The organism is Paenibacillus sp. GL_099_B (assembly GCF_057835695.1).
Map to the genome: position 1 here is coordinate 5,678,439 of NZ_CM174430.1, position 26,116 is coordinate 5,704,554.

At 46.2% G+C, this 26,116-nt stretch carries 20 protein-coding genes and 2 tRNA genes; 5 read left to right on the forward strand and 17 right to left on the reverse strand.

Translation table 11 applies throughout. The annotated features are described in order from the left end of the window. Window positions 1-9: 9 nt before the first annotated feature. From hemA to AC3ITG_RS25835, 10 genes are all read right to left on the reverse strand, one after another. Window positions 10-1,398, reverse strand: coding sequence for a glutamyl-tRNA reductase (hemA, locus tag AC3ITG_RS25790; RefSeq protein ID WP_413373177.1), 1,389 nt, complete (start codon window positions 1,396-1,398; stop codon window positions 10-12). 584 nt (window positions 1,399-1,982) lie between these two features. Next, window positions 1,983-2,573 (reverse strand): non-ribosomal peptide synthetase module, encoded by a 591-nt coding sequence (locus tag AC3ITG_RS25795; RefSeq protein WP_489251758.1) that lies wholly within the window; start codon window positions 2,571-2,573, stop codon window positions 1,983-1,985. A gap of 300 nt (window positions 2,574-2,873) precedes the next feature. Then, a complete protein-coding gene (gene yihA / locus AC3ITG_RS25800) occupies window positions 2,874-3,494 on the reverse strand; it encodes a ribosome biogenesis GTP-binding protein YihA/YsxC (RefSeq protein ID WP_489251759.1) in 621 nt (206 codons plus the stop codon). Between the two features lie 155 nt (window positions 3,495-3,649). Continuing rightward, on the reverse strand, window positions 3,650-5,989 hold the full coding sequence (gene lon, locus AC3ITG_RS25805) for an endopeptidase La (protein ID WP_413373181.1): 2,340 nt from the start codon (window positions 5,987-5,989) through the stop codon (window positions 3,650-3,652). 86 nt (window positions 5,990-6,075) lie between these two features. Next, window positions 6,076-7,830, reverse strand: a complete 1,755-nt coding sequence (gene lonB, locus AC3ITG_RS25810) for an ATP-dependent protease LonB (RefSeq protein WP_413373183.1) — start codon at window positions 7,828-7,830, stop codon at window positions 6,076-6,078. Window positions 7,831-8,000: 170 nt separating this feature from the next. Continuing rightward, window positions 8,001-9,098 (reverse strand): flavodoxin-dependent (E)-4-hydroxy-3-methylbut-2-enyl-diphosphate synthase, encoded by a 1,098-nt coding sequence (gene ispG / locus AC3ITG_RS25815; RefSeq protein WP_413373185.1) that lies wholly within the window; start codon window positions 9,096-9,098, stop codon window positions 8,001-8,003. 123 nt (window positions 9,099-9,221) lie between these two features. Then, window positions 9,222-10,475 (reverse strand): ATP-dependent protease ATP-binding subunit ClpX, encoded by a 1,254-nt coding sequence (gene clpX, locus AC3ITG_RS25820; RefSeq protein WP_063566713.1) that lies wholly within the window; start codon window positions 10,473-10,475, stop codon window positions 9,222-9,224. Window positions 10,476-10,487: 12 nt separating this feature from the next. After that, window positions 10,488-11,078, reverse strand: a complete 591-nt coding sequence (clpP, locus tag AC3ITG_RS25825) for an ATP-dependent Clp endopeptidase proteolytic subunit ClpP (RefSeq protein ID WP_024633993.1) — start codon at window positions 11,076-11,078, stop codon at window positions 10,488-10,490. A 378-nt stretch (window positions 11,079-11,456) separates the two neighbouring features. After that, window positions 11,457-12,797, reverse strand: coding sequence for a trigger factor (gene tig, locus AC3ITG_RS25830; protein WP_090810436.1), 1,341 nt, complete (start codon window positions 12,795-12,797; stop codon window positions 11,457-11,459). A 135-nt stretch (window positions 12,798-12,932) separates the two neighbouring features. Then, complete coding sequence (locus AC3ITG_RS25835; RefSeq protein ID WP_064640702.1) at window positions 12,933-13,775, reverse strand: hypothetical protein; 843 nt, start codon at window positions 13,773-13,775, stop codon at window positions 12,933-12,935. Window positions 13,776-14,100: 325 nt separating this feature from the next. Between AC3ITG_RS25835 and AC3ITG_RS25840 the strand changes: the two genes are divergently transcribed. Further along, a tRNA-Arg gene (locus tag AC3ITG_RS25840) sits at window positions 14,101-14,174 on the forward strand. 158 nt (window positions 14,175-14,332) lie between these two features. Continuing rightward, a complete protein-coding gene (locus tag AC3ITG_RS25845; RefSeq protein WP_489251760.1) occupies window positions 14,333-15,565 on the forward strand; it encodes a CynX/NimT family MFS transporter in 1,233 nt (410 codons plus the stop codon). Window positions 15,566-15,802: 237 nt separating this feature from the next. On the opposite strand, the gene AC3ITG_RS25850 is transcribed toward AC3ITG_RS25845, so the two are convergent. The 3 genes from AC3ITG_RS25850 to AC3ITG_RS25860 all read right to left on the reverse strand — a co-directional run bounded on the left by AC3ITG_RS25850 (window position 15,803) and on the right by AC3ITG_RS25860 (window position 21,273). Then, window positions 15,803-19,792, reverse strand: a complete 3,990-nt coding sequence (locus AC3ITG_RS25850) for a S8 family serine peptidase (protein WP_489251761.1) — start codon at window positions 19,790-19,792, stop codon at window positions 15,803-15,805. A gap of 370 nt (window positions 19,793-20,162) precedes the next feature. Next, on the reverse strand, window positions 20,163-20,957 hold the full coding sequence (locus tag AC3ITG_RS25855) for a methyltransferase domain-containing protein (protein ID WP_489251762.1): 795 nt from the start codon (window positions 20,955-20,957) through the stop codon (window positions 20,163-20,165). Between the two features lie 166 nt (window positions 20,958-21,123). Continuing rightward, window positions 21,124-21,273: a RidA family protein gene (locus AC3ITG_RS25860; protein WP_413373191.1), complete on the reverse strand. Its 150-nt coding sequence runs from the start codon at window positions 21,271-21,273 to the stop codon at window positions 21,124-21,126. An 87-nt stretch (window positions 21,274-21,360) separates the two neighbouring features. Here AC3ITG_RS25860 and AC3ITG_RS25865 point away from each other — a divergent pair, with 87 nt between their 5' ends. Next, entirely contained in the window at window positions 21,361-22,254 is an 894-nt protein-coding gene (locus AC3ITG_RS25865; RefSeq protein ID WP_489251763.1) for a methyl-accepting chemotaxis protein, read from the forward strand. 186 nt (window positions 22,255-22,440) lie between these two features. On the opposite strand, the gene AC3ITG_RS25870 is transcribed toward AC3ITG_RS25865, so the two are convergent. Next, a tRNA-Arg gene (locus AC3ITG_RS25870) sits at window positions 22,441-22,514 on the reverse strand. 282 nt (window positions 22,515-22,796) lie between these two features. On the opposite strand from AC3ITG_RS25870, the gene AC3ITG_RS25875 reads away from it, so the two are divergent. Beyond that, complete coding sequence (locus tag AC3ITG_RS25875) at window positions 22,797-23,090, forward strand: magnetosome magnetite crystal formation protein family (RefSeq protein ID WP_053783120.1); 294 nt, start codon at window positions 22,797-22,799, stop codon at window positions 23,088-23,090. Between the two features lie 78 nt (window positions 23,091-23,168). Here the strand turns inward: AC3ITG_RS25875 and AC3ITG_RS25880 are convergent, their stop codons facing one another. The 3 genes from AC3ITG_RS25880 to AC3ITG_RS25890 all read right to left on the reverse strand — a co-directional run bounded on the left by AC3ITG_RS25880 (window position 23,169) and on the right by AC3ITG_RS25890 (window position 24,070). Next, window positions 23,169-23,297, reverse strand: a complete 129-nt coding sequence (locus AC3ITG_RS25880) for a hypothetical protein (protein ID WP_256336669.1) — start codon at window positions 23,295-23,297, stop codon at window positions 23,169-23,171. Between the two features lie 91 nt (window positions 23,298-23,388). Further along, a complete protein-coding gene (locus tag AC3ITG_RS25885; protein WP_413373193.1) occupies window positions 23,389-23,745 on the reverse strand; it encodes a hypothetical protein in 357 nt (118 codons plus the stop codon). Window positions 23,746-23,770: 25 nt separating this feature from the next. Then, window positions 23,771-24,070 carry a hypothetical protein gene (locus AC3ITG_RS25890; RefSeq protein ID WP_413373195.1) on the reverse strand — a complete coding sequence of 100 codons (300 nt, stop codon included), beginning with the start codon at window positions 24,068-24,070 and terminating at the stop codon, window positions 23,771-23,773. Between the two features lie 194 nt (window positions 24,071-24,264). Between AC3ITG_RS25890 and asnB the strand changes: the two genes are divergently transcribed. Then, window positions 24,265-26,109: an asparagine synthase (glutamine-hydrolyzing) gene (gene asnB, locus AC3ITG_RS25895; protein ID WP_489251764.1), complete on the forward strand. Its 1,845-nt coding sequence runs from the start codon at window positions 24,265-24,267 to the stop codon at window positions 26,107-26,109. The last annotated feature ends 7 nt before the right edge of the window (window positions 26,110-26,116 follow it).

Genomic DNA, 26,116 nt, shown 5'->3' on the forward strand with positions numbered 1-26,116 from the left:
CCACCCGCCTTATACGCCTGCCGGAGCATAAGCCGGCACGGGGTCTTGCCGGGAATCGTTAAGATGAACGGCATCCGGTTTGCGCAGAGCCGTCGCATCACTCTGACTTACTTTCTCAGCGGCCACCTCTACTGCATCCTCCAGAGCAAAGATCTGAGTAAACATGCGCAGCGCTTCATCACCGTGCTTGGTACCAGCCATTTCCTTAATCCGGTTAATCGGATCTGTCGTCATTTGATTCACGATGCTTTTCGTCAGACGGCGGATAACTTTACGCTGATGTTCATCCAGTTCAGGCAATTTATTAAACAGACTATCCATCGTTTCTTCATGAATGGAAGCGCCTTTTTCCTGCAATGCCCGAATGACAGGACGAACGCCCAAGGTTTTAAGCCATTGATAATAATCTTCCATCTCAAGTTCAATCATTTTCTCAATCTTGGCAGCTTCCACCTTACGCATCTCCAGATTGCTCTCCACGATTCCTTCCAAATCATCAATATCATAAAGGAATACATTGGATAACTCGCCGATCGCCGGATCAATATCCCGCGGAACAGCAATATCAATCAGGAACAGTGGACGCGATTGACGACGCTTCATACTATCTCGAACAACAGAGGCATCCAGTACATATCTTTCGGCCCCTGTCGAACTGATGACAATATCAACCTCGTTCAGTCGCTCTAGTGCCTGTTCCATCGTACAAGGGGTCCCGCGGAACTTCGCTGCCAATTCCTCAGCTCGCGCAAGTGTCCGATTCGCCACAATGACTTCGGAGGCTCCATTGGTATACAGATGTTTTACTGTGAGTTCACTCATTTTGCCGGCACCCAGAATCAGCACCTTCTTATCCGTGAACATACCAAAGATACGCTTGCCTAGTTCTACAGCAGCATAACTTACAGATACCGCACTCTCTCCGATCGAAGTCTCCGAATGTGCCCGTTTACCCAATGTAACAGCCTGTTTGAACAGCATGTTAAACCAGGTCCCAGTAGCTTTCTCTTCCTGTGCTTTGAAAAAAGCCTGTTTCACCTGTCCAAGAATCTGAGTCTCGCCAATAACCATTGAGTCCAGCCCACAAATGACACGGAACAAATGGCGCATGGCTTGATCATCTTCATATATATATAAGTGTTGCGTAAATTCTTCCCGCGGAACATTAAACCATTGTTCCATGAACGTCCGAATAAAATAACCACACATGTGAAGACGGTCTACCACAACATACAACTCGGTACGGTTACATGTGGCTACGATTACACCTTCCAATACACTCTTGGTCAGCTTGAGCTGCTGCAGCGCTTCAGACAAGTCCTTTTCTGCAAATGTGAATCGTTCCCTAACCTCTACAGGCGCCGTGCGATAATTCAAACCAACGACAACGATGTGCATTGCAAGTTCACCTGCCTAATAAATTTCCAATCAAAGTGTTTTCTACATATGTTCATCCATTTATGATTGACATGGTTAATTATATCACACATCCATACTATGACTGGGCCATTTTTATGAAATGTTTATGAAATCCCCATGTAAATCATCTTATGCATTGTCATTTATTGTAGTGTCTCACCAATCTTCACCGTTATGCGTTAAATACTTGTTTTAATGATAAAGATTCATGAAAATCCCATATAAAACAAATAGCCATGGAAGGCTCCATGACTATTCAGGTTTGGGATGATCTTCGTTCCATCCCGATATGTGAACATTATTCATGCTGTCGTTATTCAATCACGTTTCTTTGCGTACTTGGTTCCTATATTCTTTTCATTTCAACGAGATTAAAAATAACATCTATCCAAAGGGAATGCAAAAGGGAATGCAACCCCTTTTAGGAAGATCAAAAAATAAAAGATTCGTATCCAACAAGCTCCCAAAATCAAAAAAATCCCCTTTCGCAGCTGCCTGGAATGTGCCAGATCAGAGCATTAGGGGATGGTTAGTTAGGTACTTGTATAACTCACACTTTTAGGTCAATAGGCTTCAAGCTGAAACAGTCGTTTCTGGTGGCGAGCAAGCTTTTCATCAATTTGCTGGAGCTGTTCAGAAGAAGAAGCATCCATTCTTGTATCGAGTAACGAATCAATCTCGGCGTATACCCGAATAATCTCGCGTTCAACATCTCGTGCCTGGAACACACGCTGCAATTCAAGCAACGTATTTTTGTATTCATAGATGACACGGATATTCTCACCGGTCTGCTCCACAATTTTACGGACAACGCCTTGAGTATAAACATACGTCATGGTGAACTCTTCATAAATTCGATGAACAACGCCGTCACCCTTAAAGGTCATAAAGAGCTTCCGGACTACGTTCGTCAGATAATGGTTTACCAGGCGGCAAGATAACTCACAGATGTAAAACCCTTCCCTACGATCAAACGGGAAATGAACTTCTTCTCCACTCACATCTCCTAGCACAATTTCCTGGCAACCATTCTCCATCACCTTCACACGTTGATGAATCCGGCCGTCTTGTGTCATGCGCAAAAACTGATGCATCTGAGGTTCTGACAATTTCAAAGTGGCTTTAACATACTCTGTGGCTAATCGCTGAGCCATAAAAATCTCCTCAATTCTTTCCCGATTGTTTTGTCTTCCTGCACATGTGGCAGTGATCTCAAAATTCTTCAGGCCGGCAAGGCCGGTACTTTGGTACTGTTGGCACAAATGCACCTAAGCTCATTATACACTAATGTATAGCTATTTCGCCCCAAAATAAAACAATGAATTTTCACGGAAACCCATAAAATATGGATTAATCTTTGATCTCATCAAAGATACACCCAAGTTGCTCGCTTTCCTGCATCAAAATGGCGCAATCCCCGGTTATCCGTTAATTTCGTGGTCTTCGTGATTCTCTTAAGCCTGTGGCTCTTCTTCCACTGTGGCTTGACCGATTCCGGCAAAGCGGGTGATGATCTCCCATAATTCTTCTTTCCCTAAACCTTCTTCCGATGAAAACGGTACAAACAGATCACCAGGACGAAGATCCAAAGCTTCTTTGATGACTTTAATATGTTTGGCTCTACGCGTTTTTGGAATCTTGTCCATCTTCGTCGCAACCACGACCAGAGGCAAGCCATGATGGCGAAGCCATTCATTCATCATCATGTCATCCTTGGACGGTTCATGTCTCATGTCCACCATTTGCATGACAAGCTTCAATTCCTCGCGTCCCAACAAGTACTTCTCCATCATTTTGCCCCAGGCAAAGCGTTGCTCTTTGGAAACTTTAGCGTAGCCATATCCCGGGAAATCGACGAAGTAGAGATCCTGATTGATCTTATAATAGTTCAGTTGCTGTGTCTTACCAGGGGTAGAACTCGTCCGTGCCAAGTTTTTGCGATTAATCAAGCGGTTGATCAAAGATGATTTCCCTACATTGGACCGCCCCGCTAAGGCAATCTCGGGCAGGCCGTCCTCGGGGTATTGTTCAGGCCGAACGGCACTGATAATAAATTCGGATTGATTTACTTTCATAATGTATCTGTCCTCTCTTGAATCCTGTGCTCTTAATTAGAGCTGCTGTTGGTATTATGCCATGGATTGTTCTATCATACCAAAAAAACCGTTCCAGCGGACGCCAAAGCTTCCGCAGAACGGTTTACTCTTCATACGATCCCTCGTTTAACGGGCTACAGGTGTATTCCTGCCTGTTCCACAAGCGCATGTTGCAGCACCTGATCCATATGGGCTACGGGAACAAATTCCACATCTTCCTTAATGCTGTCCGGAATATCCCGCAGGTCCCGCTCGTTATCCTTGGGCAATAATATTTTTTTGTAACCAGCGCGGTGGGCAGCCAGTGATTTTTCCTTAAGTCCGCCGATCGGCAACACACGGCCACGCAGCGTTATTTCGCCAGTCATGGCAACGTCCTTGGAGACATGTTTGTTCGTCAGAGCAGAGATCAACGCAGTCGCCATCGTAATCCCGGCAGATGGTCCATCCTTCGGAATGGCTCCTTCAGGAACGTGAATATGGATATCGTTCTTCTCGTGGAAGTCAGACGGAATGCCGAGCTGGGAAGCTTTGGATCGGGTGTAACTGAATGCCGCCTGAGCCGATTCCTTCATGACATCGCCCAATTTACCTGTCAGCGTCAGCTTGCCTGTTCCAGGTACAACGGTAACCTCTATCACGAGGGTATCTCCACCCACTTCAGTCCACGCCAGTCCCGTCACAGTACCAATCTGATCTTCGAGTTCGGCCATACCGTAGCGGAATTTACCCGGACCAAGGTAATCCTTCACTTCATCCGGTGTAATGTTAATCTGGCCTTCCACACCAGACACGATGTTTTTGGCCGCTTTCCGGCACAACGAAGCCATCTGCTGTTCTAGATTCCGCACGCCGGACTCTCGTGTATATTCACGAATGACACGCAACAAGCTGTCATCCCCGATATTCAGCTGATCTTCTTCCAGGCCATGGTCCTGTTTCTGTTTCGGCAGCAAATAGTTTTTGGCAATTTGCTGCTTCTCCAGCTCAGTATACCCCGGGATATTGAGCATCTCCATCCGGTCCAGAAGCGGACGTGGAATGTTATGCACTGTGTTGGCGGTTGTAATAAACATAACGTTAGATAAGTCAAACGGCAACTCTACAAAGTGGTCACTGAACGTGTTGTTCTGTTCGGGATCAAGTACTTCAAGCAACGCTGCGGAAGGATCTCCGCGGAAGTCCGAAGCCATTTTATCGATCTCGTCCAGCAGGAAAACAGGATTGAGTGACCCCGCCGTCTTCATGCCCTGAATGATACGGCCTGGCATTGCACCCACATAGGTGCGACGATGACCGCGAATTTCTGCTTCATCTCGCACACCACCCAGCGATATTCTGACGAATTCGCGTCCAAGTGATCTGGCTATGGAGCGGGCAAGCGACGTTTTCCCGACCCCTGGAGGTCCAACAAGACAGAGGATCGGTCCTTTAAGCTTTTTCACCAGCTTCTGAACAGCCAGATATTCAAGCACACGTTCTTTCGGTTTTTCCAAACCGTAATGATCTGCATTTAACACATCTTCAGCCTTTTGAATATCCAGATCGTCAGCTGTCAACTGCGTCCAAGGCAGTCCCAGCAGCCAATCCACATAGTTGCGGATAACGCCGCCTTCGGCAGAACTTGATGGCATTTTCTCCAGTCGATCAATTTCTTTCTCAACCTTTTCCTTCACCTTGTCCGGCAAGCCAAGAGCCTCCATCTGATTTCGGAGTTCCTCAACCTCGCCGGCACGGCCCTCTTTCTCACCCAGCTCTTTCTGAATCGCCTTCATCTGCTCACGCAGGTAGTATTCTTTCTGGGTTTTCTCCATCTGTTTCTTCACTCGCTGGCTGATTTTGCGTTCAAGCTCCAGTACTTCCCGCTCATTGTTGAGGATGTCTAGCAACTTCTCCAGCCGTTCACGAACGTCAATGGTCTCCAAAATCTCCTGTTTGTCCTTGATCTTCAGAGACAGGTGACTGGTGATGACATCGGCCAAGCGACCCGGTTCTTCAATATCGGACACAGCCGCAAGTGTCTCAGGTGTAACCTTTTTGGACAGATTAATATAATTTTCGAACTGGTTCAGAACTGTACGCATCAGCGCATCTGTTTCCGGATGACTGTTCTCCTCTTCAGGAAGCTCTTGTGCCAGAACCTCATAGTATTCCTCGTTGTCCGTATATTCAATGATTTCAGCCCGTTCCAAGCCTTCCACAAGTACACGAATCGTCCCGTTTGGAAGCTTCAGCATCTGTCTGACCTTGGCAACCGTTCCGATTCTGAAAATATCCTCTTGTGTTGGTTCTTCAATATTTACCTCGGCTTGGGAACATAGGAGAATCAAATGTTCTTCTACCATCGCTTTTTCTAAAGCCTTGACCGATTTCTCCCGGCCCACATCGAGATGCAGTACCATACTCGGGTAGACGAGAAGTCCTCTTAAAGGCAGTAAAGGAAAACGACGACCTTTCGCTTTGCTCGGTCCCATCGCTTTCGCACCTCCAATGGCTCTCAGGTTGTAGTCATTCATTATTCTATCAAATGTTCACATAAAAAACCAATGAAGGGAAGTGCTTAGCAGCTTCCCGAATCTGTAACCTGTCCTGGACGAGGCAAGTCAGCACGTAAATAGGATGCGGATGCCGGTGGGAAAATCTCCGGTGCAGGTGTCGCTGTCTCCTCCGCAAGGTTGATTTGTTTTGCTTGCTCCTCATTAGGCACCCAGTCAAATACTTCTCGGAATACGTCTTCAACCGTATCGACCGGGACAACACGTAAGCCATCCAGATTTTCAAAGATGGACTGCCAGTTCTCTGCCGGAATAATGACCGTCTTTGCACCAGCCTGGAATGCAGCCTCCACTTTGGCGAGTACACCACCGATCGGTTTTACCCGGCCATGGATACTTATCTCGCCAGTCATCGCTGTCTCATGATCAATCGGACGCCCCTGGATGGCTGATGTAATGGCGGTGGCCATAGCAATCCCGGCAGACGGACCATCAATTGGCGTTCCACCTGGGAAGTTGACGTGTAAATCATAGTCATTAGGACGAATGCCCATGGCCTTTAATACGGTTAACACATTTTCAACCGAGCCTTTAGCCATGCTTTTTCGCCGGAGTGTACGCGAACCGCCTCCAATCTCTTCTTCATCCACAACTCCCGTGATGTTAATTCGTCCCTGATCTCGAAGAGCCGGAACTGCGGATACTTCGATCTCCAGAATGGTGCCCATATTCGGTCCATATACGGCCAAGCCATTCACAAAACCGATCTGTGGCCGCAAAGGCACCTTGCGATCTGGCCGGGGCTGAATCTGGCTGCTGCCAGCGACCCATTCCACATCCGACGCCTGCAGCGTTTCACGTTTTTCGGTCAAGGCCAGCCCAGCAGCCAGCTGAATGATATTGACCGCTTCACGGCCATTGGTTGCATACCGCTTGACCACATCAACTGCATCTGGACATGGACTGAATCCGATTTTCTGTACGGCATCTTCCGCAATTTGCCCGATCTCTTCGGGCAGCAATGGACGGAAAAAGACCTCCATACACCGCGAGCGCAAGGCTGGAGGCAGTTCATGGGGCGATCGAGTCGTCGCTCCGACAAGACGAAAATCGGCTGGCAGACCATTTTGAAAAATATCGTGGATATAAGCAGGAGTATGCGTGTCTTCCGAGTTATAGTACGCACTTTCCAAAAAGACCTTGCGGTCCTCCAATACTTTCAGCAGTTTATTCATCTGAATGGAATGCAGTTCACCGATCTCATCAATAAAAAGCATCCCCCCATGCGCTTTCGTAATGGCACCGGGTTTCGGCTGAGGAATGCCTGCTACGCCCATCGCTCCTGCTCCCTGATAGATCGGATCATGCACTGAACCAATCAAAGGGTCAGCAATACCCCGTTCATCAAAACGCGCCGTCGTGGCGTCGAGTTCCGTGAATTTGGCATCGGCCTTGAAGGGAGATGACGGATTCTTTTTGGCTTCTTCCAAAACCACCCTTGCAGCAGCTGTTTTCCCGACCCCTGGAGGCCCATATATAATGACATGCTGTGGATTTGCACTGCATAGCGCGGCTTTAAGGGCGCGGAGTCCGTCTTTTTGCCCTACAATATCATTAATGGTTGCCGGACGTGTCTTCTCTGCCAGAGGCTTGGTGAGTGAAATGGAGCGCAACTTCCGCAGCTTCTCCAGTTCCTTGCGGGATTCACGCTCCACCGCACTGCGATTTGTTTTCTGTCCACGAAGCAAATTCCAGAAATACAAACCGATCACCACACCAAAAAATAACTGAATCATCATTATGACCATACCAAATTCCATGTCTCAACATCCTCCTGTTCTATCCCTTTTCTCATATGAGATCATGCTAATACTTGGTAGTATAGCCTTTTCACCGAGACGTAAACGGGTGATCAGGAAATTGTATGTTTGAGAACAAAAAACAGCCCGTCATTGCTGACGGACTGTTACAAAACGATTATATAAATCAATCAGTGCGAGCGGCCAGGAATAACTCCTGTCGTTTCATAGGACTCCACGATTTTGTCGATCTCTTTTTTCAATTCCTCAACCATGATTTCTTCCGGCACTTTACGAATCATTTTACCATGACGGAATAACAAGCCTTCTCCGCGTGCACCGGCAATACCGATATCCGCTTCCTTTGCTTCACCCGGACCGTTAACGGCACAACCCAGCACTGATACTTTGATCGGCACCTTGAGCTTGGAGATATACTCTTCCACTTCATTCGCAATGGAGAACAGATCGATATCCAAACGACCACAGGTCGGGCAGGAAATCAGCGTAGCTGCATTGGAAATCAGACCAAAGGTTTTGAGCAAGTCACGAGCAACCTTGATTTCTTCGACCGGATCAGCACTAAGCGATATCCGCATCGTCGAACCGATGCCCATCGATAACAAGGCACCCATACCTGCAGAACTTTTAATCGTACCTGAGAACAACGTACCCGCCTCGGTAATGCCCAGATGCAATGGATACTTGATGATCTCAGCCGCTTTGGAATAAGCTGCAATCGCCATCGGTACATCCGATGCTTTGAGAGACACAATAATATCATGGAAATCCAATTCTTCCAGAATACCAATGTGATAAAGTGCACTTTCTACCATAGCCTCAGCTGTTGGATAACCATATTTTTCGAGCAAATGGTTTTCCAGAGAACCAGCGTTTACTCCGATCCGAATTGGAATACCTTTCTCTTTACAAGCTTTGACGACTTCCTCTACTTTGGCACGTTTACCGATATTGCCGGGATTAATCCGTACTTTATCGATGCCGTTCTCAATCGCAAGGAGAGCCAGTTTATAATTAAAATGGATATCCGCTACGAGCGGAATATTGATCCGTTTCTTGATTTCCTTGATGGCTGCGGCAGCTTCCTCATTGTTCACCGTTACACGCACCAATTGGCAGCCTGCTTCTTCCAAACGCAAAATCTCTGCCACGGTTGCCTCAACGTCTGCCGTTTTCGTTGTACACATGCTCTGGATGATGACCTCGTTGCTGCCACCAATCGTTAAGTTCCCCACTTTTACGGGTCGTGTATCTTGTCTTAAAAACATGAGTGATTTCTCTCCCCACAACGTCAAAGCTCCACCCTGACAGAGACATGAATTCGCCTTCTGCCAGGAGTGGAGAACTGACAAGTCTATATTTCAGTGTTGAAACGGAATAATCACCTTTAGTTAGGCACTTTCTTCCTGCTTGTCGTCCTTCGATTGGCTCAGTTCAGGCACGACTCTCTTCTCAACGACCTCTTCGGTAATGACACAGTTCGTAACATCATCACGGGAAGGCACTTCGTACATAATCTCAAGCATAATGCCCTCGATGATCGCACGCAGTCCACGTGCACCTGTGTTACGTTTAATGGCTTCCTTGGCAATCGCCAGTAATGCTCCTGGTTCGAACACCAGATTTACATTATCCAGTTCAAGCAATTTTTGGTATTGTTTGGTCAGCGCATTTTTTGGTTCGGACAGAATCCGTACCAATGTATCTTCGTCCAGCGGCTCCAAAGTGGAGATGACTGGCAAACGGCCTACAAACTCCGGAATCAGACCAAATTTCAACAAGTCTTCCGGCAATACCATACCCAGATATTCACCTGGTTTTAGATCTTTTTGTTCCGCAACGGTGTTAAAGCCAATGACTTTTTTACCGATCCGGCGTTTGATCATTTGCTCGAGACCATCGAAGGCACCGCCGCAAATGAACAAGATGTTGGTGGTATCAATCTGGATGAATTCCTGATGTGGATGCTTACGACCACCTTGTGGTGGTACAGAAGCTACAGTTCCTTCCAGGATTTTCAAGAGCGCTTGTTGAACACCTTCACCCGATACATCACGTGTAATGGATGGGTTCTCGGATTTACGCGCTACTTTATCAATTTCATCGATATAAATAATGCCGCGCTCTGCTTTTTCCACATCATAATCAGCAGCTTGAATCAACTTGAGCAGAATATTCTCTACATCTTCGCCGACATAACCTGCTTCCGTCAATGAAGTCGCATCAGCAATAGCAAAAGGAACATTAAGGATTTTGGCCATGGTTTGCGCAAGCAACGTTTTACCAGAACCCGTAGGTCCTAACAGCAAAATATTACTTTTTTGCAATTCAACATCCTCAATCTTACTTTGTGTGTTGATCCGTTTATAGTGATTGTAAACCGCTACAGACAAAGACTTCTTCGCCTGATCCTGTCCAATGACGTACTGGTCAAGAATGTCGCGAATTTCTTTCGGTTTTGGAATATCTTTGAGGTCCAGTTCTTCGTCATGACCGAGCTCTTCCTCTACGATTTCAGTGCACAGTTCGATACATTCATCACAAATGTAAACGCCCGGTCCAGCGACCAGCTTGCGCACCTGTTCCTGAGATTTACCGCAAAAAGAGCATTTCAATTGCCCTTTCTCATCGTTAAATTTAAACATGAAACCACCCCTTTAGGAATTGATCGGTCTGCTGAGCACCTGGTCAATAATGCCGTACGTTTTGGCTTCTTCAGCACTCATGAAAAAGTCACGGTCTGTGTCCCGCTCGATTTTCTCAAGGGGTTGACCTGTACGATCGACGTATATTTGATTCAGTTTCTGACGTGTTTTAATAATCCATTCTGCGTGAATTTTGATATCCGCAGCCTGTCCTTGAACGCCGCCAAGCGGCTGATGAATCATCACTTCGCTGTTAGTCAGCGCATATCGTTTGCCAGGAGCTCCGGCTGTCAGCAATAACGAGCCCATGCTTGCTGCCATACCTACGCAAATGGTCGATACATCCGGCTTGATATATTGCATCGTATCGTATATACCCATCCCTGCGGTGACAGAACCACCAGGTGAATTAATGTACAAACTTATATCCTTCTCAGGATCGTCGGCTGCCAAAAACAAAAGCTGCGCTATGACAAGATTGGCTACATCGTCATCAATCGCACTGGTTAAAAAGATAATGCGATCCTTCAGCAAACGCGAATATATATCGTAAGACCGCTCGCCTCGATTGGTTTGTTCAACAACCATTGGCACCAGACTCATGAGACCAACCTCTTTTCTACATGTAATTAGACATAGGCTACCTGTAAAGCAAACCCAAATTCATTCTAACACGTTCCTGTGACAATGTCATTTTTCACAAGTGGTGTCAAGACGGAGTAAGTTTACTTTTTTGCCTGATCATATTTAACCATGTTTTCTATGTATGTGCAAATCGGAGCAATCCTATGCCGTTTCACCTTTTTTTTTATTTGCAGGAGAACCATAGGACCTTGAATATGCATAACCAATGCCACAACGAAATCCATCCATATTATTACTGAATCCTCTATAAAATGGATGCCATAATTTAAAAATAAGGCACGCAATGATTCACGTGCCTTATCGTTTATTCAGCTGTTCATTACGTAACAGCTTGTCTTATTTTTCGTCAGCTTCTGCAGCAACTTCTTCAGCTGGAGCTTCAACAGCTTCAACGACTTTGCTGTTCTCAACGAGAACATCGATCGTTTTACGCAGTTTCACTTCATCACGAAGGCTGTCCAGGGAACCATTACCCTCGAGAATGCCACGAATCTCTTCAGCAGGACGCTTGTAAGACTCAGCCATTTTTTCGAGTTCTTGGTTAACTTCTTCATCAGACACTTCGATGTTTTCCGCTTTACCAACTGCTTCAAGAACCAAGTTGTTGCGAACACGCTTGGAAGCATCTTCCTGCATTTGTCCTCTCAGGTCAGCTTGTGTTTGACCGGAGAAGCTCAGGAACATTTCCAGGTTCATACCTTGGTTGCGCAGACGGTTGTCGAAATCACGCATCATGTTTTGTACTTCGCTCTCAACCATTGCAGAAGGAATATCCACTTCAGCATTTTCAGCCACTTTTTCTACAACAGCATTTTCTTGAGCTGCTTTGGCTTCATCTGCTTTGCGGGATTCCAATTGCGTTTTCAGATCAGCTTTGTACTCTTCAAGCGTATCGAATTCGCTAACATCTTTTGCAAACTCGTCATCCAGTTCAGGAAGTTGTTTACGTTTGATTTCATGTACTTTCACTTTGAATACCGCTTTTTTGCCAGCCAGTTCAGCTGCATGGTAGCTCTCAGGGAAAGTTACTTCAACGTCTTTGAAGTCACCTGTGGACAGACCCACAACCTGCTCTTCAAATCCTGGGATGAATGTGTTGGAACCAAGTTCCAGGGAATACCCCTCAGCTTGTCCACCTTCAAACGGAACACCATCAACGGAACCGTCAAAGTCGATTACAGCAACGTCGCCGTTTTGTGCAGAGCCTTCGTCGATAACAACGAGTTCTGCGTGACGTTGTTGAAGACGCTCGAGCTCTTCAGTCACTTCTACATCCGTTACTTCATGTTTGGCTACAGCAACTTCAACGCCTTTGTAGTCGCCCAGTGTAACTTCAGGTTTAACTGTTACTTTCGCTTTGAACTTGAATACTTGTCCTTTAGCGAATTGCTCGACATCTACGTCAGGACGATCAACCGGGAAGATATCCGTTTGGTCGATTGCTTCTGTGTAAGCTTCAGGAAGCAAAATGTCAATTGCTTCTTGATACAGGCTTTCTACACCGAAACGAGCTTCAAAGATCGAACGTGGAACTTTACCTTTACGGAATCCAGGTACGTTTGCTTGTTTAACTACTTTATTAAAAGCTTTGTCGAGTGCTGCAGTTACACGATCTGCACCCACTTCAACCTCAAGAACCCCAAGGTTCTTCTCTATCTTTTCCCAAGTTGCTTTCATTGTATACTTTCCCCTCCAAAATTCGCTTGTTCACGTAGGCAATCACGTACAAAATAACCATTTTAGTATAAACAAGATTAGATTCTTTTTCAAGGGGAATCCCTTGATACGGTTTGAGGAAAACGTTTCCGGGTCCTATTGACCATCCAAACCGGCAGAAACAAACTGCTTCATTGATCGATATGCTTGCTCCAGACGAAAGCGCATCGCCCCTGTCACAGCATACATTGAGCGAGTATCTTCCTCGTCATGCGAACCGCCCAGACTGTCTGCAACGGTCATATGTAGAGCAGCTCCCCATATATCTGTCATGGAATCATTTTCTTCCAGCATGGACATGTAATCACGGGTTCCGTACACGGCCATGACATATTGAATCCACAGTTCTTGTGCAAAATAAAAGAGCGTAGGTTCATGAACCTCCGTCTGATCTGCCACTCTTTCAAGAATCTGAACGATCTGAATCGGGAAATCCTCAGGTCTAAGCGGAACGGTATCAATCTCCACTTCAACCGGCTCTTCCCCACGAGTAAACGCAATAATGCCTTGAACACCTCGGCGACGTAATGTCTGAAGCACGCGGAACTGAAGTAAAGGATGCAGCGTCTTGTCTTTGAGCCAACCGGTAAGCGAATCATCAATTTCTGGCCGATCGAGATAAGCAAGCTGCTCCAGCGCCAGCATTGTTTGTTCAGATAAAGGCTCCTCCATTACGGTACGAAGAAGTTTATCCGCATAGCCATCATCCTGCTCAAGCTTGGATCGGGCATGTTGGCGTGCCATGTCCTCTTCACTAATTTCCTCTTCCTCACGCTCTTCACGAACCTCGGGTAAATCTTCCCCGTAATGAGGAAACGCAGCTTCAAGCCATTCGAGCAAGGCTCGCCATTCGTCGTAATGCCGCTCTTCCTGCCCTTGGCATTGCAGCAAAAAGCGAAGCAGGTCCATCGCTTCACCATATCGTTCATTTTCTAGCATAACCGTCAATTGAATCTGGTAATAGTCCAGCGTCTTAGGAAACAGCACAATATTGTTACTGTGCTCGGTTTCCGGGGTCGTGGATTCCTTAATAGGAGCACCTCCTCTGTATCCTGAATCTCCAGTCGCAATCAACCATAAATAGATGTATATTAAACGAAAGTCGATCTATTTTTTGAGTTCTTCTGATATTCTAACATAACCTTAATTATAATGAAAAAAACGTTACTGCCGCCAAATATCATATACGAAAAATATATTATAATAAAATGTTTGATATTCATCATTATTTATGATAAAATCAATTTTGCTTGAAAAATTTCATGTCTCAGTAGCTCAGCTGGATAGAGCAACGCCCTTCTAAGGCGTCGGTCGGGGGTTCGAATCCCTCCTGGGACGTAATTAAAGAAAAAGCTTCCTTCGGGAAGCTTTTTTTGCGTTCTGGGGATGATTGAATACGTTAATCGGCTGATGTTGACACGGGATGTTATGCTTGTTTATGTATATGTATGTATCAAAGTATACATATTAGACAAATAAACTATAGGAGATTTACCATGCCATCCTCTTTACATCAAAACTCACCTGACCATTCTGCAGTCGATAATTCATCGTCAGCATCCATGAAACTTGGGCTCTTGCTGGCAGGCATTATCGTTATCGCAGCAACAATGCGTTCACCTATTACGGCAACAGGTCCAATTGTGGAACTGATCCGTACAGATACAGGAATAAGTCATACATTGGCAGGCTTGCTTACCTCTCTTCCTTTGCTTGCCTTCGCGGCAATCTCTCCGTTCGCTCCACAATTGGCGCGAAGATTCGGACTAGAAACCGCTCTGTTAACTGCCATAATTCTTGTGACCATAGGCGTATCCCTCCGGTTTATGCCCTCTGTTCCCGTTCTCTTCGCAGGAACAGCGATCCTTGGATGTGGTATTGCCCTGAGCAACGTATTGCTGCCCAGTCTGATCAAAAGGGATTTCCCATTGCGAGTGGGACTCGTTACCGGCCTCTATTCCGTGTCCATGAATATATGGGGCGCTATCGCCTCAGGAATCAGCGTTCCCACGGCAGGCTTAACCTCCATGGGTTGGCACGCTTCACTGGGCATGTGGGCTATACTGTCCATTCTAGCCCTGATTCTCTGGCTGCCTCACGTCCGTTCTGGACGTCGCGGCGAAGTTTACGTGGCTTCGAGAACGGAAGCGAAGCCCGTTCGTCTTATTACATCTCCCTTAGCCTGGTATGTCACATTGTTCATGGGACTGCAATCTTTAATTTTTTACACTACAATTACCTGGCTGCCAGAGGTTCTATCTGATCAGGGTTTCAGTTCCTCTTCAGCCGGCTGGATGTTGTCTCTGATGCAAATGGTTAGCGTTCCGGTAACGTTCATCGTCCCCATTCTGGCTGGACGAATGAAAGATCAACGTTGGCTGACAGCAATTACAGGTTCATGTTTGATTCTGGGCTACGCATTCCTTTTAAGTGGTATTTCCTCTCTCGTAACCGTCGGTGTTGCTTTGGCTGGCGTTGGAGCCGGGGCTTCGTTCGGACTTGTAACCATGTTTTTTGTACTGCGTACGTCCGATGCAAGACAGGCTGCGGGACTTTCAGGTATGGCTCAATCCTTTGGGTATATGCTGGCAGCCGTCGGGCCGTTGCTGTTCGGCGTGCTTCATGATTGGACACAAGGATGGACACTTCCATTGCTGGTACAGGTTCTCCTTGCCATTGTATTACTGATAGCAGGTATAAATGCCAGCAAGAATCGAGTGATCGGTTAGATTAATTACGCTCCCCTCATGAGTGACAGGCTAACAAAGCTTGTCCCCTGAGAGGAGCGTTTTCTTATTAACGGACTTTCATGCGAACTATACTCAATTTACAACTAACAGGACAATGAGTAGTTATCCATTCCGCAGCAGAGAAAAAACAAAATAAAACGGCCTCCATCCCGCGAGATCAGGATGAAGACCGCTTATGCGAAAAACAAATGCTTCAATAAATAAGTGCTGAAGAGTTTATTTCACTTTTACCGTGATCTTGTCAGTGCTGGTTACACCAGCTGCATTGAGTAACTCAGCCCGATACGTATACGTGCCCGAAGTGCGTCCAGTCAGCGAAGTAACAGCGCTTTGCGCATTAGGCGTAACCGCATTGAGTGCTTGGGTGTCGATCAACTTATCATTTTCGTAGAGGCGGTACTCAGTGGCATTGGTTCCCCACCACAAGTTCATAGTAACTTTATAATTGCCGTCGCCGTCCCAGTTATCTTGAGAGAGAACTGCTTTGCCTGGCGATGCGTTAGTAACCTTGACTGTCAGTGTCTGACTCCGCGTGGTCCCTTTGTCGTTCGTTAGCTCGGCTACGTACGTATAGGTGCCGTTGGCTTTGCCTGTGATCTTCGTTTGGGCAAACTGTGCCAGAGGCGCATTGTAGGTCAACTTCTGCGTATCAATCAAAACCCCGTCCTCATAAAGCTTGTAGCTGGTGGCGTTCTCGCCCCACCACAGGTTCATGGTAACGATATATGAGCCTTCGCTCAGGCCATTACCAACCCAATTATTATGAGACAACACAGGTGTTCCAGGCGCTTTGACTGCTGGAGTTTCCGGCTCAGTCTCCTTGGATTTCAGACTCAGTGCCGTAGTGGCTTTACCAGAAAGCCCTTGTTGGTCTTTTACCGTAAGTTCAACGGCATATTCACCTGCTTGGATGCCTTCTAAAGGAAGAGTGAAGGTACCATCAGGTTTTACTTCAAATACACCCTCCTTGTAAGTCGAACCATCCTCTTTTTTCAGGACGTATGTTGCTTTCAAGGCAGTCACCGGGTCAAACTCAATGCTCCAGTTCTCTTTAAGTGCAGGAGCGACACGGAAGTATAAATCATCCACGCTGCCGTTAATGACAGCAGATTCATCTTGCTTGAATTCCAACTTTTCTGGTGCTGTTACAACCGGAGCTGCTTTTTTCACCAAAAATGGAGAAGTATCTTCGATATACGTTTTGCCATCAACACCGATTGTAGTGATGTCAACCGTATAAAGACCATCTGGAATAGTTGTTACCTCGTCGGTAGTGTAGTCTGCATACTGTCCATCCCACTCCAGATTATATCTTGTGTTGGCAGCAAAATTGTAGTAGTTCCCAAAAATAGATCCAATATATCCATCTCCATAATAGCCCCCATCCGGGTTAAGGCCATCGAAGATCTCAATAAGGGCAAAATTCATGGGATTGTAGAATTCCATAGCTACATTGAGTGTATCCAGCGTACCATCAGACTTCAATGGATAATGGAACGGGTTCTTCTCTGTACCATAGACAGTCTCAATGTATTTAACGCCTGCCAGGGTAAGGTTGAAATGTGCGACATATGGAACACTGAATGTGTCCGTTCCATTAGACAACTGAAGGTATCCTTGCGCTTCTGTTACCGCAGTAACACCTTTTGGAACTGTAATTGTAACTTGTAACTCTTCCTCACCATTCAGTGTAAAAGAGCTCTTGTCCACCGCAACGGATACACCAGGGATTGTACGTGTCGGATTCACGCTTACAGTGTAGTTTCCACCGCTGCCATTCAGCGACTCCACTTTGATCGTTTTGCTGACGGTTTTTTCGTCCGTGCTGAGGAAGTTGCCAAAATTGACACTACCCGTTACATTTGGTTTCTCGACAGCCACGCCATTCTCTGTGTATTTCGTTACATCCAATACTTTAACAAATGCAGCAGGATCAATCGTTTTCACCGCTTGAATACGCCCTGCACCTTGATCAAACACATCGTAATTGGTTGTGTCGAGCACTTTACCATTGTTCATGAGTGCTACTTTAATATCAAATGGTGTCCAGTCACTGTGCTTTTCAATCAACAGGGCAACTAGTCCGGCAACATGAGGCGTGGCCATACTTGTACCTGATTTACGATCATAAGCCTGCGAATAATCTGCTTCAGGCTCGTCCTTGCCATAGGCAGGAACAGTAGACAGAATGCTGGTACCGGGTGCAACTATATCCGGTTTGATATCCAGAGTCACCTTGGCTGGTCCGCGGGAGCTGGATGGATTCATCTCATCTCCAGCCGTTTGACCTTTAACGAAGTCACTGAAACTCACTTCAACGCTTTGACCAGCATCCAGCTCAGCCTTGATACTTTCTCCATCTTCCTTCGACATGCTCAAGGTTGGAATAAGTTCAAAATTATCTCCCAAACTCACACCGATCGGGCCTGGAATATTGTTATATACGATAATAGCAACTGCACCAGCAGCTTTGGCATTGGCTACTTTCTCTACAAATGCCAGCTCACCGCGCTGTACAAAAGCCACTTTGCCTGTAAAATCCTTGCCTTCAAAGTCGGTCGGTTTACCCAACCCTGCAAATACAAGATCATATTGATCCGTCAAAACAGATTCCGGATCTGCTGAAAGGCTCCAGCCCATCACATCCAGGCGGTACACCGACTCAGTAACAGCCAGTGGATTTTGCTCCGTTTCAGTTGGATCAACCTCAGGCTCTTCTTTCACAGGTGCAACCTCTGGAGTTGTTTCGCTAGGCGCAGAAGGCGAGGTTGGTTGAACACCCTCTTCTGGTTGGCTGTCTTCCACATCTAGAGCTGTAACATCAGCAGACACTGATCCAGACAATGCAGCTTCGTTTGTTGATGAAGCTTCTTCGCCTGTCGCACCTTCCGATGTGGTTGATGGTTCACCTTGAGCCGGAACTTCAGGAGTTTCCGTTCCCGGTGCTGTTCCCAGTTCAGGAGATGGCTCAACTTCAGGGACAGGTTGTTCTTCAGGAAGCGTACCTTCACCTTCCTCACCAATCCAGAAATGAGTGTTGGCTGTAATACTTTGGCTTGGTCCTGTGGAGTTACCTACAGTGATTGCCATAGCCGATGCTCCTGGAGAACCTAATGTATAACGATTCGGGCCATCATTACCGCTTGCCACAACTGCAGTCACGCCAGACAACATGGCATTATTAAGTGCAACTGAAGTGATATAACTTGGATCATTTGCGGAGTTACCCAACGAGAGATTGATTACGTCCATGCCATCGGCAACGGAACGGTCAATTCCACCCAGCACCCATGAAGTTTGACCACTTCCGTAGGGCCCAAGAACACGATATGCATAAATATCGGCTTCAGGAGCAACCCCAACAATACCATAATCTCCAGCTTCACGAGCAGCAATGGTACCGGCTACGTGAGTACCGTGGGATGTGTAATAGGCGCTTCCATTGGCATTAAATTCAGGTGCTCCAGATACTTTCCATTCTTCACGTGTTGTTTCATAAGGATCATTGTCATTTTCAACGAAATCCCATCCACCTTTATAAGCGTCTTGCAGATTGGGATGTTCATAGTCAATCCCTGTATCAATGACGCCAACTTTGACGCCTTTTCCTTTGTATCCCAAATTCCATACTTCAAGGGCGCCAATAAATGGTGCGGTATCTTTCATATAAGGATTTACTTCATCTGTTTCCGGGGATACGGTAATTTCAAGGTCAGGGTATACACTGACAACGCCCGGTATGCGAAGCAATTGCCCCAATTGGTTGCCCTTAAGTTCAATGGCTATACCATTCAGAGCATATGCGTAATTTTCCAATACTTCGTGTTTGATTTTATTCTGAGTGAGGCTATGTACAAATGACTGTTGTTGTTGCTCAACTTGAGCCACAGCCTTTGTTTCCATAGAGGAGGTAAAAGATTTTCCAGAGAGGGTAGATTCGCCTTGCGCAACAGCAACTGGCTTATTGGAGAGTTCAACAATTACTCTTGTATTCTCTCCCCCAAGACCTTCCAGGCTCTTGTCCAAAAATGGATCTGCTGCAAGCTTCCCTTCCCGCTGGGCAAGAATTTCTCGCCATTGTGTGGCTTCGCCATTGCTTAGCGAGTTCTCAAGCTGAACACCTACAGGAGCGGCTCCGGCCGCTGGCATGATGATAGAAAAAGTCATTAGGATACTTAACAATATGGATATCAATCGTTTATTCAAGGCTATGCCCCTCCTTCTCAATATGAAAGTACCTCACCAATCGCTTGGGTCCTGCTATGACAAGTACTGCAATACCTGTGACAACTCACCGCCCTATCTGCAAGAAGATTGACCCTTGGTAAATTATTCTACTAAAATAGCGCATTCCCCTTCTAAATAATTACAATTATGATATAAAAATTACTTATATGGTTCTTGAGTAAGGGGAAAAAGTGAAATTGTATTTATTTGTCGATTGAATATTTCAATTTTTAAATAACATAGGAAAAAAGGCCAAGAGCCTCTTCATTCTGAAAGAGATTCCTAACCTAATTGTGATCGATGGATTTCATGTATTAATTCATTTAACAAAGATACATCTTTTGATTATTTAACCTCCCGGCTTCAATGCTTCAATTCGAAGACGCTTATAATCGGCATAGATTGCATCTTCTTTCCAGAGCTTCGGCACAACGATTTGACTAGTTTCACGACAGATTTCCTGAATTTGCTCCTGACTCAAACCATCAAAATAGTCCCCTCCAAAATGAGCCAACCAGCCCTCTATACCCTGTTCACCATCCGCCAGTCTGGTAGGACGGTCATAGTGGTAGGCCTGTCGAACCAAAAATCCGCATTGTTCCAGAATATTGCTATATTGCCCGATCGTCGGGAAATACCAAGGATTGCGCTCTGATCCACGAATGCCAGTGTGTCGTTCAAACACTTCCTCTAATGCATCTACAATGATCTGTACATTTCCTTTGCCACCGAACTCCGCCACAAAACGTCCCCCAGGCTTCAAAGACTTCCATATACTATCCACGACAAGTCGCGGACTTCGCATCCAGTGCAGAGCTGCATTGGAAAAGACGGCATCATAGAGCTTGTTCGTCTCAAACTGATGGCCGTCACCCTCTATGAACTCGATATCGGGAAATTTCTCTCTTGCACGACGAATCATGTCCGGTGATGCATCCATGCCAACTACCTCAGCCTGCGCTGCAGAAATTTCGTACGTCAAATCTCCCGTCCCACAGCCCAAGTCAAGGATGTATTCCCCTTTTTGAGGTTGAAGCCATGAGATTAAACTTTTACCATAACCCGATACAAAAGCCAGTTTGTTGTCATACTCATCCGCTTGCCATTGATTAATCGATTGCATGGATACCACCATCGCTTTCATGATTGATATCTTCATTGTGTCACAAGATGGTTTATTAATTAAATATATAAATTCTATACGATTGATAGTTTAATCCTATAACATTTTATCTATTTTCCATGAGAACCAATCATTCAACCCAAATTAAAAGGCCTCCATCCAATGGAGACCTTTTAATTTCTCTTATTTATTGTTCAGGTGCGTAGAACGTACCTTCCACTTCGACAATATCATCCTGATTCAGACGATCCACTTCGATAATGCTGCGCGGCGGATAAGGGCCGGAACCCCACAGTTCTTTTTGAATTTGATTTACGATGGGACGATAGCGATACATGTCCGTAACATATACGACGAGACGTGTTGCATCCTGTCTAGAAATCTAAGACAGCTAGTTTCACAGGTAGGATTTAACTCAGAACAGGTGGCTGCAACCTCAGAAGAATTATCAGTAAGCGCTGAACAAACCCGCGCCACGGCCGACTATATTTCAGAGGCAGTACAACATATCGCAGATGGTTCCGAAAAATTGGTCAATAACTCGAATGCCTTTACTCAGTCTACCGAGGAAATTTCCAAAGGTATGAGTCAGGCTGCAACATCGATTCAACATGTCACCCAGTTAACAACAAGTGCCAATGAAAAAGCCAAAGAAGGTACCGAAGTCGTTAATCATGCAGTAACACAAATGAATGTCATTTATGAAAAAGTTAACCATACCGCGAATGTCGTTCATGTATTGGGACAGAAAACGGACGAGATTGGCAATATTATCGGGCTGATTACCGAAATTTCCAGTCAGACGAATCTGCTTGCTCTAAACGCTGCTATTGAAGCAGCACGTGCCGGGGAACATGGCCGAGGATTTGCTGTCGTCGCCGACGAAGTCAGAAAATTGGCTGAACAATCCACACTATCCGCTGAGAAAATTCGCAAACTGGTCTATCAGGTTCGAGAAGAAACGGCGAATGCTATAACATCCATGAACGAAGGAACAGCGGTCGTACAGGAAGGAATATCTCTGGTTTCATTAACTGGGGATGCCTTCAATGACATTGTTCAGTCGATCGATCGTGTCGCTTCCGAATCCATTGATGTCTCTTCCATTGTGGAGCAGGTATTCGCCAGCGCACAAAATATGGTCGACATGGCAGAGAGTGTTGCTGTCATTGCAGAGCAATCCGCTGGAAATACCCAAAATGTAGCGGCTTCGACCGAACAGCAAAGTGCGTCCATGGTAGAAGTATCAGCATCCGCGGACAGCTTGAGTCAAATGGCTCAAGAGCTTCAGGAAGTCATCGGCAAGTTCAAGGTATAATCAAAAAACAGATTAAATAAAAAAAGTTCCCTGCGGGGAGCTTTTTTTGATGTCTGGAGGATGTTCCACTCTTTGTCGGATACAGTCTAGACTGCGAAGTATTCCTACCGGAGCTTATCCTCCGACGAACCTTGGGGTTCTCATCCCTTGTACGCAAAAAAGCTTCCCAAAGGAAGCTTTTTCTTACGTCCCAGGAGGGATTCGAACCCCCGACCGACGGCTTAGAAGGCCGTTGCTCTATCCGGCTGAGCTACTGAGACAAATATGTATAATAAAAATACCGCGCGATTCCTATTATACTCTCATTTCTATATTTTTCAATAGTTTTATAAAAAAATTAATAATTGCATCGTTCCACATGACTTGAACGTATTATTTTCATACTCAACACAGGTACAGAATATGAATGCTTTAAGCAGGCAATATTGAGGATATTAAGCTTAGGTGCATTTAAAATGGGCAGACATATTCAGGATGAGACTTGCTGGGTAATCACTTGGATACATACATTCTACTGAACCAAATAAAGGAGAGAAACCGCTATGAGACAACTTTTATCAGCATTATCCTATTTTAGTATTTTCTTCGCCCCGTTCTTGTTTCCCATCATTATTTGGATTGTGGCCAAGGACAACTATATTGAGGGACATGCGAAACGGGCCTTATTCTCGCATATCTTCCCGTTTCTTGCGGCAATCCCGCTACTTTATTTCTTCGTTACCGCCCACAGTCTGGGTTCCGCTGTCGGATTTGTAATACTGTTCTTTGTCATTTATGCCTTAAGTTTTGTGTACAATATCGTCAAAGGTATTCAAGTGCTGCGTGAATATGCCTAACCACAAGCTCCACAACCAAGTTAAAATAAACATTCAAAAACCCGCCTTTCGAAAGAAGGGCGGGTTTCTGCATTCCGGTTACTTGTTTCCCTGACGCCACGGATTTCTCTGGGCAGGACGCTTGCTGTTAATGGCGAGCACTTCCTCGGCAAACTCGGTATGATGCGCATAAAGGTTCCCTTTGTTTTTCTTGAACTTGGAAGCCATTGCTATCACCTCCCCGGAACTTGCATATAGTATGGCTCCGGGTAATTTCGCTTATCCTATGCAGCTATCGGCATTTGTTGGAATGACCACCTTAACCTTGCCCCAGCAAATAGCGTTGAAGCGTCGGTCCCAGTAATCCAAAAGAAAGTAACTCACTCTGAAACCGGGCTTTATCTTCCCCTGCTGTAATGCCTTCACTGTTCTCAAACGCCGTTTCCGTGGCATCTTCAAACGCTGTGTGCATATTGTTATTGTACCAATCCAGGACTGCATCCGAATGATTGCGTACAATTCGAACGACTTCAAGCGAGTTCCCCGGCTGGGAAGCCGCAACGTATACAAGCAAAGACGGATCCCCTGCATTTCCAGGTTGTACCTCAACTTCTGCACAAGACAATCCATCCACTTCGGTTAATCTGCGTATTTTGGCATCCTGAATGGCATACATTTGTTATCGCGCTCCTTTGTCCATTTCATGTACTTTGTTCGATCTGGTATCGGGTCTCTGGTGTTCCCAAGCGATAAATCTCCCGATACACCTGCTGTAACACAGCTTCATATGCACGGTTTACAGACTCCTCCGGCGTATCCGGCCAAGGGAATACCATTCCTGGAAAGGCCTCTTCCTCTTTTTCCTGCATCAGATTAAGCAGTCCCAGTAAATGTTCCGCCTCCTGAGGCGTCGCCTGGATCACCCATTCATACGACGTTACGTGCGGGTCCGGAATAACGGAGCGCCCCATGACAGATACATAATAGGTCATACTGTCCATTTGCAAGTTCTCTCCTTTACAGGCATGTTGAGGCCGTTGTCCCTAGATATAGTTTCCGAAGAGGACAGACATTTTATGCCTGCTTTCGGCATATATTTGTTACGACTTCTGACGAAAAAGACAACATTTGCTGGCTGTTAGGACTCAAGCAGCCATACGGATGAATGACTCGACTAAGAAAGGATGAACAAACCATGTGCGGTATAACCGGCTTCATACAGTGGAATCGGGATTTGACCCAGGAATCAGAGCTGCTGGTCCGGATGACGGACAGCTTGTCGAACCGGGGGCCCGACGCTTCAGGTACATGGATCTCCAATCCTTGTGCGTTCGGACATCGGCGTCTCAGCGTTATGGACCCGGAGAACGGGGCACAGCCCATGCATGCGTTACAGGGAGACACCTCCTATACCGTCGTGTATAACGGAGAACTATACAATGCACCCGAATTGAAAAAGGAATTGCTTCAGCGCGGACACCATTTCCGCACACAATGTGATACGGAAGTGCTGCTCGCCTCTTATATTGAGTGGGGACCGGCCTGCGTTGACCGGTTTAACGGAATTTTTGCTTTTGCCATATGGGATGGCGGACGCGAACAGGTTTTTATCGCCCGTGATCGGCTAGGCGTCAAACCCCTGTTCTACAGTCATGCAAAGGATGCACTCGTATTTGGCTCAGAACCCAAAGCACTGCTCATCCACCCGGATGTTGAAGCTGCGGTTGGCCCTGAAGGTTTGGCAGAAGTATTTATTGTCGGTCCTGCCCGGACACCTGGACACGGCGTATACTCCTCCCTTAACGAGCTCAAACCTGCGCATGCGCTTATCTACAACCGAAACGGTATTAAAACCTATGCTTACTGGAAGCTGGAAAGTCAGAATCACGAACATAATCTGGATGAGACAGCTGCCGAAGTACGCAGACTGTTACAGGATACATTAGAACGCCAATTGGCTTCGGACGTTCCGGTCTGCTCCCTTTTGTCGGGGGGATTGGATTCAAGTGCTCTATCTGCGTTAGCGGTGGATTATTATAACCGTACAGGTCAAGGTCAGGTCAGCACGTATTCTGTCGACTATGTGGATAATGCAAAGCATTTTCAGGCCCATTCCTTCCAACCTGGTGCAGATGGACCCTGGATTCAGCGTATGGTAGATGAACTGAAGACAGATCATCACTGGATTGAGATTGAAAACGGAGAACTGGTTCATGCACTAACCCAGGCGATGCTTGTGCGTGATTTGCCAGGTATGGCGGATGTAGATTCCTCTCTCTATCTGTTCTGTAAAGAAATCAAAAAAGGAGCCACCGTTGCCATTTCAGGCGAAGCAGCGGATGAAATATTTGGCGGTTATCCTTGGTTCCATCGGGAAGAGATGCTGAACTCCGGTACATTCCCATGGTCTGTTGCGCCTGATATGCGAGCAGGATTGTTATCCCCAGACATTCGGGAATGGATCAGGCCACTCGACTATCTCGCGGACCGCTACTCGGATGCTGTGGCTGAAGTACCTTTACTCGATGGGGAGACCGGTAAAGCAGCCCAAATGCGAGTAATGTCCTATCTGAACATCACCCGCTTCATGCCCACACTACTGGATCGGAAAGATCGGATGAGTATGGGAGCTGGGCTTGAGGTTCGGGTGCCTTACTGTGATCACCGTTTGATTCAATATGTGTTTAACGTGCCTTGGGACATGAAAATGACAGGCGGACGGGAAAAAGGCATTCTGCGTAAAGCGTTGGAAGGTGTACTGCCTGACGATGTGTTGTACCGGAAAAAGAGTCCGTACCCGAAAACACATAACCCGCAGTATCTTGCTGCCGTTAAACAGCAGGTGCTTGATATTCTGGATGACGCCAGCTCACCGATCTTGCCATTAATCGACAAAGTTCAAATTCGCAAATTGGCCTCCTCACCGGATGCTTCATCGAACCTGCCCTGGTTTGGACAGTTAATGTCGGGTCCACAGTTGTTTGCTTATCTGACACAGATTAACTCGTGGTTGCGTACGTACAAAGTGGCCATTCGATAAATGAGGC

Bases quoted from the DNA above. Each gene is read 5' to 3' on its own strand.
- hemA (WP_413373177.1), bottom strand. From the start codon at position 1,398: ATGCACATCGTTGTCGTTGGTTTGAATTATCGCACGGCGCCTGTAGAG.
- AC3ITG_RS25795 (WP_489251758.1), bottom strand. From the start codon at position 2,573: ATGGCTCAGCGATTAGCCACAGAGTATGTTAAAGCCACTTTGAAATTG.
- yihA (WP_489251759.1), bottom strand. From the start codon at position 3,494: ATGAAAGTAAATCAATCCGAATTTATTATCAGTGCCGTTCGGCCTGAA.
- lon (WP_413373181.1), bottom strand. From the start codon at position 5,989: ATGGGACCGAGCAAAGCGAAAGGTCGTCGTTTTCCTTTACTGCCTTTA.
- lonB (WP_413373183.1), bottom strand. From the start codon at position 7,830: ATGGAATTTGGTATGGTCATAATGATGATTCAGTTATTTTTTGGTGTG.
- ispG (WP_413373185.1), bottom strand. From the start codon at position 9,098: ATGTTTTTAAGACAAGATACACGACCCGTAAAAGTGGGGAACTTAACG.
- clpX (WP_063566713.1), bottom strand. From the start codon at position 10,475: ATGTTTAAATTTAACGATGAGAAAGGGCAATTGAAATGCTCTTTTTGC.
- clpP (WP_024633993.1), bottom strand. From the start codon at position 11,078: ATGAGTCTGGTGCCAATGGTTGTTGAACAAACCAATCGAGGCGAGCGG.
- tig (WP_090810436.1), bottom strand. From the start codon at position 12,797: ATGAAAGCAACTTGGGAAAAGATAGAGAAGAACCTTGGGGTTCTTGAG.
- AC3ITG_RS25835 (WP_064640702.1), bottom strand. From the start codon at position 13,775: ATGCTAGAAAATGAACGATATGGTGAAGCGATGGACCTGCTTCGCTTT.
- AC3ITG_RS25845 (WP_489251760.1), top strand. From the start codon at position 14,333: ATGCCATCCTCTTTACATCAAAACTCACCTGACCATTCTGCAGTCGAT.
- AC3ITG_RS25855 (WP_489251762.1), bottom strand. From the start codon at position 20,957: ATGAAAGCGATGGTGGTATCCATGCAATCGATTAATCAATGGCAAGCG.
- AC3ITG_RS25860 (WP_413373191.1), bottom strand. From the start codon at position 21,273: ATGTATCGCTATCGTCCCATCGTAAATCAAATTCAAAAAGAACTGTGG.
- AC3ITG_RS25875 (WP_053783120.1), top strand. From the start codon at position 22,797: ATGAGACAACTTTTATCAGCATTATCCTATTTTAGTATTTTCTTCGCC.
- AC3ITG_RS25880 (WP_256336669.1), bottom strand. From the start codon at position 23,297: ATGGCTTCCAAGTTCAAGAAAAACAAAGGGAACCTTTATGCGCATCAT.
- AC3ITG_RS25885 (WP_413373193.1), bottom strand. From the start codon at position 23,745: ATGTATGCCATTCAGGATGCCAAAATACGCAGATTAACCGAAGTGGAT.
- AC3ITG_RS25890 (WP_413373195.1), bottom strand. From the start codon at position 24,070: ATGGACAGTATGACCTATTATGTATCTGTCATGGGGCGCTCCGTTATT.
- asnB (WP_489251764.1), top strand. From the start codon at position 24,265: ATGTGCGGTATAACCGGCTTCATACAGTGGAATCGGGATTTGACCCAG.